The organism is Xenorhabdus sp. SGI240 (assembly GCF_040081915.1).
Classification (GTDB): Bacteria; Pseudomonadota; Gammaproteobacteria; order Enterobacterales; family Enterobacteriaceae; genus Xenorhabdus; species Xenorhabdus bakwenae.
This window is the reverse complement of the sequence record NZ_JBEBMB010000113.1, coordinates 1-8,641: the sequence shown is the minus strand read 5'-3', so window position 1 is coordinate 8,641 and position 8,641 is coordinate 1. Positions and strand designations below refer to the sequence as shown.

Below are 8,641 nucleotides of genomic sequence, written 5' to 3'. Positions count from 1 at the left end.
CATGGCAGTTTCTACGGTTATCATTAACAGGATGCTGATTATAAATCACAAACAGCTATCAATCCTATTTCTATGTACCGAATGCACTCAGTTAATCCCGTTGGTCAATTTAGACCCGTTTGCCCTGGATTCGGGTCTACATTCAGTGCATTAGCAACATCCTTGATAGGTGTTATTCTCGCTATTTGGAGCATAGCGATTAATCATCTTGGATACGCTATTGTGTCCACCTTTGTGGTAATTGGTCAGCAGATTCATGAGTGCCCGAATACCCTGCTCCGCCGTCCCGAAACGACAGAAGCGCTTCTCTATCTTCGGATCGTGTGGCAACCCGGCCTATCCTGTTACACAGATGCCAGAACAAAAAAATCTACTGGCGCTATCAGGGCAAGAGCGTGAATGTTCACTTCTTGCCCAATGCCTTAAACCCTGCAACTAATACCTTATCCAAATAGTTAATATCCATGCTCGAAAACCGTTGTTTTCGGCGAATACTGGCTTTTTTGGTTGTCTCTGCCCGCAACATATTGACACTGATGTGACGCATACATCCCAATATTTCAGCCGATTCTCCCCGGTGGATAAGGCAAGCATCTTCTCCTATCGTGACATCAAGAACCCAATGTAATCGGGTTTCGATCCCCCAGTGTCCCCTGACAGCGGCGGCAAATTTGTCGGTGCTCAGTTCCGCTGAACTGATGTAATAACGATAATCAAGCGATTCTTTTCCTTTATTATCAATTCGATATCCAATTTCCACGCCCACAGTTTTTAAGTTTTTCCATTCTGGAAATTGTTGAGACAGCGCTTGGGCGGGTAACACATGATATTCACGGGCTTCTATACGACCATGTCCTTGTTCTATCGTGATATTTTCGGTATGACTCACGGCAGAAACTTGGGCTGACAACGCCTTCTTAACCGCGCGATACAACGTCTCCTGATCCCCTTTCACCGTCAGAAGATAGTCACCTTCCTGCTGCACAATTTGTTCCGCAATCTTCGTTTGGCATCCCATCGCATCAATTGTTATCAGGCAATCTGTGATATCCAGCAAGCGGAGTAATTTTGTGATGGCATTGATTTAAGTTGACTTTTTGTCTGTCTTCAGTTGTCTCATCACTACGCCGTTCTGGGTGGCAAACGCACTCACCATGTGGAGCATCGACTGCCGATTCTTGCCATCATAAGTTCCCCGCAACGTTTTTCCGTCAATGGCGATAATTTTCCCTTCTGAGCGTTCGTTAACCCATTGAACCCAATGAATAAAACAGTGCTGAAACTCAACGGGATTGAGCCGAGAAATCAGGCGAGCGATAGCATCATGTCCCGGTATTCCATTAGGAAAAAGGGTTTTTTCTTGATACCAGTCCAGGTACGTTTCGCCGAAATCTTCAATATCTTCCCATCCTTCTGCACCGGCGATGATGGCTGTAATCGACAAAAAAAGGACATCAAACAAAGGGTAACTGATCTTAGACGACTGGCGGGGGTCTGTTAATGTACTGAAATACTGAGAAAAAGCATCGATACTCATAAGAATACTTCCCGAAAAAAGAAGTATGAAATTATATTTTTTCTTATTCGTCAAACATGAAATTTTTTAACAAAAAGTTCACGCTCTCGCCCTGCTGGCGCTATAAACATCCTGTTACAGGAAAATTTCATGGTCTGGGGGATGATGAAGAGTCTGCGAGGGCTATTGCTATAGAAGCTAATTCCCGTTTAGCTGAGGTCAAGATGACTCAGCTAATAAAAGTAAAAGATGCAATTGGACGAAAGATAAAAAAAGGAATTTCAGTAACAAACTGGTTAGATGAGTATTTAAAAATTCAGCAAGAGCGATTAACCGCAGGTGAGATAAAGGTACGGTTAATCACCACAATCATTTCCAGCATCTGGCGAACAATATCAGTGACCCCAGAGAGTGGCGTTTCCAGCTTAACGATGTCCTCCATATCCTTATCAATCGCCAGAATGCCATCGTTTGAGCGAACGGAAGCCAAATAAGCCAGTCGTCCATCTAGTGCCCTGGTTGCATTTGGATTGGTTAAAATGTCTTCCATGTCAGTTTTCAGTGCCGTCAGAGAAAATTTCTCCAGCAACCGCGCAGCGGAGGTGCGGCTGTCCTGAAAGTGGATCACATAGTCATATAGTAGTTGCGCCTGTGGCATGCCCATAAAGTTGTATGAGGGTTTAAGTAGAATCGGTACTTCATTGCCACAAATGCGTATCAGGCGGGTGCTGTGAACTTCTTTACCCAGTATCCACCATGTATCAGGATTAAAATATCGGGAACTCAATGGATCGGTGCTTTCGTATCTACCCGGAAAGATATTGATAGGCTCCACCAGCACAAAACGTTTGAAATTTTTCAGCTCTGCCGATTTTTCTGAGATATCCAATGGCACCAGTAATTGATTATCTGTAGCGCCCGTATCAATGAATATCAGGCAGCCACCAAAATAACCGTTAAACTCACCTGCCTTATGGAAGATATCTTTCACCTTGAAATCGATCAGGGCATCTTCGATTTTCTTTTTGTCTTCGGTACTATCACCCTGACCACTCTCCACCGACTTAATTTCTATCCACTCCCGCGTCATATCATCGACCACGGTTTCAATGCACGCCCGAATTAATCCATTCTGTGTCAATGATGACAAGGCGGCATAGCCCATAAATGAGGGACCAAGGGCATACCCCTGACCGTGCTCCCACGCGTGCTGGATAAGAGTGTAGGCTCCGGCAGAACTTAATGAGGCGTCCATAGCCAAAGTTGCTTCTTTGGGCGCACCCAGCGTTTTTGCCGGTCCGTAAATATTTCTAACTTCGTCAGGCGTCGGGATGTACTGCCCCGACTCCAGCTTGTCCACTATAGATTGAGACAATGCAAATCCCCGCCGTGACCGCTCAGTCCGGCGTTTCTGTTTTTTTGCCATAGTGATTTTTACCGGCGAATAGTGCGTGAATGGCGCATGGCCTGATTAATGATGTTCGGGTTCATATTGATACTGCCTCTGCCTTTGATGTACCCATCCAGCCCATACCTCACAGCATCCCAGCAGTGGTTATTGGCATCCTCGATAACGGGCAACACTTCGCCCGTAATGCGATCTGTTTTGTAGGAATAGAGCCGGGCTTCTTTGGCTGTGTTTTTACAGCGCGGGTGAATGATGATTTGCTTAAAGCTGCGTAGATAGCTGATACCATCCGCAACGCTGCCCTGCCATTTACTGGCGGCTGAGATATTGAACCCTTGCCGCCTGAGATAGCTGATAGTTTCCGGTCTGGCAGAATCTGCCTTGATAGGCCATTTACGGGATTCAGGAACCTTGTCATAGAACGCGGGCATGTGGTCAAGTTCCACGCCCACGCCGTAAACCTCATAATCGATATACAAGCAGCCATCCAGGATAAATTGGCGGATCAGTGTGCTGGGGTCTTTGGCAAAACCGAAATCGCCACCAAATAGCAACCTGTCCGCTTTTTGCCACAGGTCATCAGGAAACTCCTTGATAACGTATTTATTCGCCAACACCTGCTTATCGGAGTTCTCTAGGTAAGTACCTTCCCAAATCCATGAGTAAGTAGCAGGATCTAACCTTGCCTGGTCACTTAACCTTTCCTCTTCCAGCACATCAGGGAACCATGGGTTATCATCGTAATTCATCTCAACAACGATTGAATTGTCAGGTGGGTTCTTTCTAAACCGTTTGTCCGTTGCGCTTCCTTCTCTTTCCGGGTTCCACGTTACCCATATTTCAGAGCCTTATTCACGAACGGTTGGCGTGAGCTTTGTCCATGCTGTTTCGGAAACTGATTCCGCTTCATCCACCCAGGCTATCAAAATTCTTGCCTTGGACTTAATACTGTCAAGGTTGTGTCTCAATCCGGCAAAGACATAGCTTACTGACTTACATTTTGTTCGAATGTATTTTTCGCCAATATCGTAGAAGTCAGCCAGCCACGGAACAGCGCGTATTGCTTGCTTCACTTCTTCCATTGATGACTCTTCAAGGGAGTTCATATATTCACGAGCGCAAAGTATCACACCAGATTGCCCGTTCTGAGCAACCATGTAACCGCGAATGGCGGTCATTAGCGCAAATGAACGTGTTTTAGCTGAACCACGTCCACCGTATGAGCCACGATAACGATAATCACCACTGAATACCGGAATGAGTTTAGGCGGGAGTTCAATCCTCGCTGTTGTCACGTTGTCCTCCGGGTACCAGTATTATCTTAGCGGGGGACATTGAGCCGTCAGTAGAACTCAAATCAACTTTTTTCGCTGATTCCCAACCAAGTAGTTCCGACAATTGCTTGATGGCAGATTTCGGATCATGGAGTTTTAATTTGATACCGTCTTTGCCAGTAGTCAGTTCTGAAATGGCACTGAGTGCTGCCGGGTTCTGCAACGCTGAATCTTTGAATTGCCATGTCGCCTGAAACACAGGTTTCCCCTCGTCGTCTTCGCCTATCTGACTGTTATGAAAGTCGGCGATATCGTGAATAGAAACACGCCCCATTGCAGAAAGACGCTCTAAGGCTTCCTGACGGCTCATCACCGCATCAGAAACGGCTTCTTGGTTCATGGCGTCGAGAAAGGTTTTAACGTTATCAAATGTTATCATTCGGCTGGCCTGAGTTCGGGCAGATTCCCCCTTTGCCTTCCCTCCCGCCTTACGATACGCATCGACTTGATTTAACCCTTTCAGGATACCCAGTGCGAATTTTTGCTGTAGTGGAGTTAAGGCATCAAAGAGAACCTTTTGCTCATCAGTGAACTGGATTTTCTTTTGTGCCATGTTTGATTCTCTGTAAGCCTAATTAGTTATTGTCATCATTTTAAATTGCATTACAATTCGTCAGTTTATGTAAACATAAAAGGTCGATTCATATGGATAAGTGGACATGTAATCAATGCGGTGAAAAAGAAATACCTCAAGACACAAAGGCTTGCACTGCGTGTGGAGAAAAATCATTTAATAAAATTGGGGGATGGCTTTATCTACCTGCTATTAGCCTAATAATTATGATAATTGCAGGTATACGTGACATTGCCACAAGCATCCCGCTAGTGTATACAGCGTATAAAGACTTGCCTGAAGATTGGCATATCTTTGGTGTATTTATATTCACACTTATATATATCGTATGTGTATTATCTTTATTGCTGATCATTGCTACCACGATATTCTTTTTTAAAAAATCAAAGAAGGCGCCACGCTTCTATATTTATATACTCATATTGAACATAATTATAGAAGGTGGATTTATGCTGCTAACTATTAGTATCGATTCAACTCCTGATAAGGAATACATAAAGGATTTTATTCGTGCTATTTTTCACGCTGTTATATGGATACCTTATTTCTTAGTATCAGTCAGAGTTAAAAGAACTTTTGTGAATTAGCTGTCTCTATTTATTGTAACTTTATGCAACCATTGCTATTCGAATAAATGGTTGCATTATCTTTCTTATATAGTCACTGCGTAAGATTTGATAGCGGTAACTCTACTAAGGGGGATGGTGATAATGTCGATGCCACTGGTGCTCTGGAAGATGGTTAAATAGTCGTCGTCATAGTTGCTAACTGGTATCTCGTCTTTGCTATATCCCACGATAGCCATATCTTGACCTTCAATGAATATTTCAATTCTCCAGTAGTTGAAGGTTTTTGGTCTTTTCGTATCCTGTTGCATATCACTGCCAACACCCGTTTCCACTTTTTCCCCTGGATATTGATTGATTGGTGTGTGATTGAATCTCGAATTTGCCATAATAAAATCAGTAACACGTTTAATTGCTTCACTTTCTATGTACTGCTTAGTTTTATTATTTACAGGCGCTTTTTTCTCAGCGCATTCCCATTCAATATCATTCACAATTTGCCGAAGTTGCTCTTGCGATGGCATGGTGAAATCCATACTAAGTGCCCCCAATTGACCTTTCATTTTTTACCTCATTCAGAATAAATAACTACCTCAATTTATATAACCCCCTATTCGAGCGAGACCACTTACCTTCAAAACCTCTACAAAATTCTATCAACGCCACTCAGGGAATGACGTTTGCAGCATTTTGTAAAATCTACTACTCGATAGCTTGGTCATTACAAACTTATACCCTTGTAACTCTCCGGCGGAATCAACGTTCCGTATTCATCTTGCACACCGATATCGGTTAGCATGTCGCCATATTGATGAACAAGGGCATTCATATACCTAATGCCCCTCTTACTCAAAACAGGCACTTTTCCACCACAGATAACAGTATTGAGGGCAGGCTTCTCATCGAATGGTTCGAGTAATTTTTCGTAGAACCTAGCTCGCCATCCGGCATCTCTCCTATCCATCAGATACCCATCAAGGAGACCAAATAAAAAATAGCGACTAACTTCTATATCACCTGTTTCATAGCGATAAACAGGGCGACGCCAAGTCGCCACCAAGTGATATATATAAGCCTCAGCCACTCTCCAGCCAAAATACTCATAGGGCTTTACCGACATATCCATTATTCGATCCCCGGTAAAAATGGTTGAACTTGTTCAATCATTCGCTCACGGGCAGTGAGTAATAGCTCCTTCCGCCCTCCCACTCCCCAGTTATTCATTTTTCGGGCGCAGGCACTGATATCTTTTGTTTCCGCTTCAATGGTCAGATCCAAACGATTAAGACGGGCCATTGCATCAATCCCATGAAGTACAGCATCACGGAAGGTGTTATAAACACGAATTTCAAACATCGGGTTTAACCATGCTGCGTACCGGATAGCGACTAACTCAAGCCCCCAAACGCCAGATTCCTCACCGCCTTTGATGGTATTTACCGAAGCTATTTTTGTAGCTTCGCTTAATGTTTGAGCAAAGCGCTTGATTTGCTGACTCTTAATAAAGTTACTTGGTCTTTGAGACTCAGTTGCTTCACCTTTTGCTACCGCAGCAGCATGTAAATCATTCAGGCTATATCGCCCTTCGTTATCTACACGAACAGATACGCCATTAACAATAACGGTTGGATATTTCATTATGTGGTTTCCTATAGAAAGTGAACCTGTTCGCACAGAAAAGCCGCCCCAAGATAACCACGCAATTAACGGTTTTCTCAGGCTCACTTTCTGTAGGTTCTTGGATTAAATTTGCGCGTGCGAATGCGCGGAACTCAGATACAAAAATGCCACCCGCGTTAACGGATGGCAGTAAATGTTATGCAGATCACTTTTTAATCACTTTGGTTGGATATAATCGCAAAGCGATTACAGAGAGAAACTATTCCACTGACACCGCCCTCTAACATACACCTGTCCCACTCAGGGAATGGACACAGAAATATTTCATTTAGTTTCAGAGAGTAACTAATTGTTAAGTATTATTCGCTTGTTATTGTGTGGAAATGGGTTTACTGGGTTTATTAGTCTTTGTTGTAGTCAGCAAAATATAGGGTGAATAAAATGAAAAAATATCTTCTTCTTTGCCTGTTGGCGGGTTCGGCTATTCTACCACTGCAAACTTACGCCAATATTTCCAGTGCTTCCTTGGGGGATCCTTTAGATCCTATTTGCGAGTTAATCCCTGTGTTGCCATGGTGCGATGTAGTTCCTCCTGTTCCGGTAACCCCGCCAAATTAACCAATTTGAACATACTAATAAATCGAGTCGGACGGTAACATTCTTGCCGTCCTCTCGTAATGACACTGCGTCCTAACATACTCCTGCCACCCTGGTATTATTTGCTCTGAGGTGGTGGTGAAAACCGCTTAACGCGCATATGCAGAATTTCAGCATAATTATACATTGCTGACCGTTGCACCCTTAACAGGTAGCGGTCAGTCTCCCCCAGTGTGTTATAAGTATCGCCACCTATGAAAACAGACAGTTTTTCTATTCTCTCATTGAGTTCTGCTAACTCGTCAATAACACGTTGTTGGTGTGGCTGTAGGGTTTGCTGGTCGTTCATTTTGTCACCTTGTAACATTCAGTGTTTATGTAATCCTGCAAATATCTCAGTTTTGCCCGGTCGTTGATGATGCCTTCTCGGATATCGAGAACAGTTGATCCAGTTTCTCCAGTGAGTTCGACGGTTCCTGCATCGCCCACGCTGCCGGAGGTAACGGTTTCAGACACGGGACAGGTGGCTTTGATGCGCAGCTTGCGACGACCAGCGGCAACATCAGCCCGCAAAGTATCGATTTCAGTCTTGGCATTGGCGAGTTCCTGAGTGTGTCGGGTATCTAGTTCTGCGAGTTGCTTGATGCGCTCTTGCTGGTTGGTGTTGATGGCGACTTGCTCTTCATACTGTAGCTTTAAGCTACGGTATTCCTTGGCCTTGTCCTGATACTCACCGTAGTAGAACCAGAGCGCACCAGCGAGCAGCCCCATGACACCAAAAGTGAAGTATTGGCTATTGTTCATTTTTCTTCACCCAATACCCACTTCCCCATGTTGAGGGCTTCCACCATTTTGATGTAGAAATCCACTTTTCTATGGAATCGTAGAAACCCTTTTCACTGCCACAATGCTTACAAAATCTACGATGATTAAATCTATTCTCAAAACCAGCCCCAAACGGAGCGTCAGTGTGTATCTTGTGGCAGTTTTCACACCGGACTAATTGATAACGCGATGCTCGACTTT

Annotated in this window: 10 protein-coding genes and 3 pseudogenes; 3 read left to right on the top strand and 10 right to left on the bottom strand. The window is 44.0% G+C overall.

Annotated elements, in window-relative coordinates:
* Positions 1–150: 150 nt before the first annotated feature.
* Together ABLA76_RS16475 and ABLA76_RS16470 are read right to left on the bottom strand one after the other, a co-directional pair.
* Positions 151–330 carry a hypothetical protein gene (locus tag ABLA76_RS16475; protein WP_348988752.1) on the bottom strand — a complete coding sequence of 60 codons (180 nt, stop codon included), beginning with the start codon at positions 328–330 and terminating at the stop codon, positions 151–153.
* 73 nt (positions 331–403) lie between these two features.
* Positions 404–1,537: pseudogene (locus ABLA76_RS16470) on the bottom strand (ISAs1 family transposase).
* Positions 1,538–1,593: 56 nt separating this feature from the next.
* On the opposite strand from ABLA76_RS16470, the pseudogene ABLA76_RS16465 reads away from it, so the two are divergent.
* Positions 1,594–1,707 (top strand): annotated as a pseudogene (locus ABLA76_RS16465) (phage integrase Arm DNA-binding domain-containing protein); the annotation flags it as partial.
* Between the two features lie 125 nt (positions 1,708–1,832).
* Here the strand turns inward: ABLA76_RS16465 and ABLA76_RS16460 are convergent.
* The 3 genes and pseudogenes from ABLA76_RS16460 to ABLA76_RS16450 form a co-directional block, all read right to left on the bottom strand.
* Positions 1,833–2,942, bottom strand: a complete 1,110-nt coding sequence (locus ABLA76_RS16460; RefSeq protein ID WP_348988751.1) for a phage portal protein — start codon at positions 2,940–2,942, stop codon at positions 1,833–1,835.
* 8 nt (positions 2,943–2,950) lie between these two features.
* Positions 2,951–4,219, bottom strand: a pseudogene (locus tag ABLA76_RS16455) (PBSX family phage terminase large subunit).
* Positions 4,200–4,811 carry a terminase small subunit gene (locus ABLA76_RS16450; protein WP_348988750.1) on the bottom strand — a complete coding sequence of 204 codons (612 nt, stop codon included), beginning with the start codon at positions 4,809–4,811 and terminating at the stop codon, positions 4,200–4,202. The pseudogene ABLA76_RS16455 and the gene ABLA76_RS16450 overlap by 20 nt, the downstream one beginning before the upstream one ends.
* 92 nt (positions 4,812–4,903) lie before the next feature.
* On the opposite strand from ABLA76_RS16450, the gene ABLA76_RS16445 reads away from it, so the two are divergent.
* On the top strand, positions 4,904–5,419 hold the full coding sequence (locus ABLA76_RS16445; protein ID WP_348988749.1) for a DUF2569 domain-containing protein: 516 nt from the start codon (positions 4,904–4,906) through the stop codon (positions 5,417–5,419).
* A gap of 65 nt (positions 5,420–5,484) precedes the next feature.
* On the opposite strand, the gene ABLA76_RS16440 is transcribed toward ABLA76_RS16445, so the two are convergent.
* From ABLA76_RS16440 to ABLA76_RS16430, 3 genes are all read right to left on the bottom strand, one after another.
* Entirely contained in the window at positions 5,485–5,961 is a 477-nt protein-coding gene (locus ABLA76_RS16440) for a hypothetical protein (RefSeq protein ID WP_348988748.1), read from the bottom strand.
* Between the two features lie 158 nt (positions 5,962–6,119).
* Positions 6,120–6,524 (bottom strand): hypothetical protein, encoded by a 405-nt coding sequence (locus ABLA76_RS16435; protein WP_348988747.1) that lies wholly within the window; start codon positions 6,522–6,524, stop codon positions 6,120–6,122.
* Positions 6,524–7,036, bottom strand: coding sequence for a KilA-N domain-containing protein (locus ABLA76_RS16430; protein ID WP_348988746.1), 513 nt, complete (start codon positions 7,034–7,036; stop codon positions 6,524–6,526). The genes ABLA76_RS16435 and ABLA76_RS16430 overlap by 1 nt, the downstream gene beginning before the upstream one ends.
* A 423-nt stretch (positions 7,037–7,459) precedes the next feature.
* On the opposite strand from ABLA76_RS16430, the gene ABLA76_RS16425 reads away from it, so the two are divergent.
* Complete coding sequence (locus ABLA76_RS16425; RefSeq protein WP_348988745.1) at positions 7,460–7,636, top strand: hypothetical protein; 177 nt, start codon at positions 7,460–7,462, stop codon at positions 7,634–7,636.
* 97 nt (positions 7,637–7,733) lie between these two features.
* On the opposite strand, the gene ABLA76_RS16420 is transcribed toward ABLA76_RS16425, so the two are convergent.
* A complete protein-coding gene (locus ABLA76_RS16420; protein ID WP_348988744.1) occupies positions 7,734–7,964 on the bottom strand; it encodes a hypothetical protein in 231 nt (76 codons plus the stop codon).
* Positions 7,961–8,419 (bottom strand): lysis protein, encoded by a 459-nt coding sequence (locus ABLA76_RS16415; protein WP_348988743.1) that lies wholly within the window; start codon positions 8,417–8,419, stop codon positions 7,961–7,963. Before ABLA76_RS16415 ends, ABLA76_RS16420 begins: the two co-directional genes overlap by 4 nt.
* Positions 8,420–8,641: the final 222 nt, after the last annotated feature.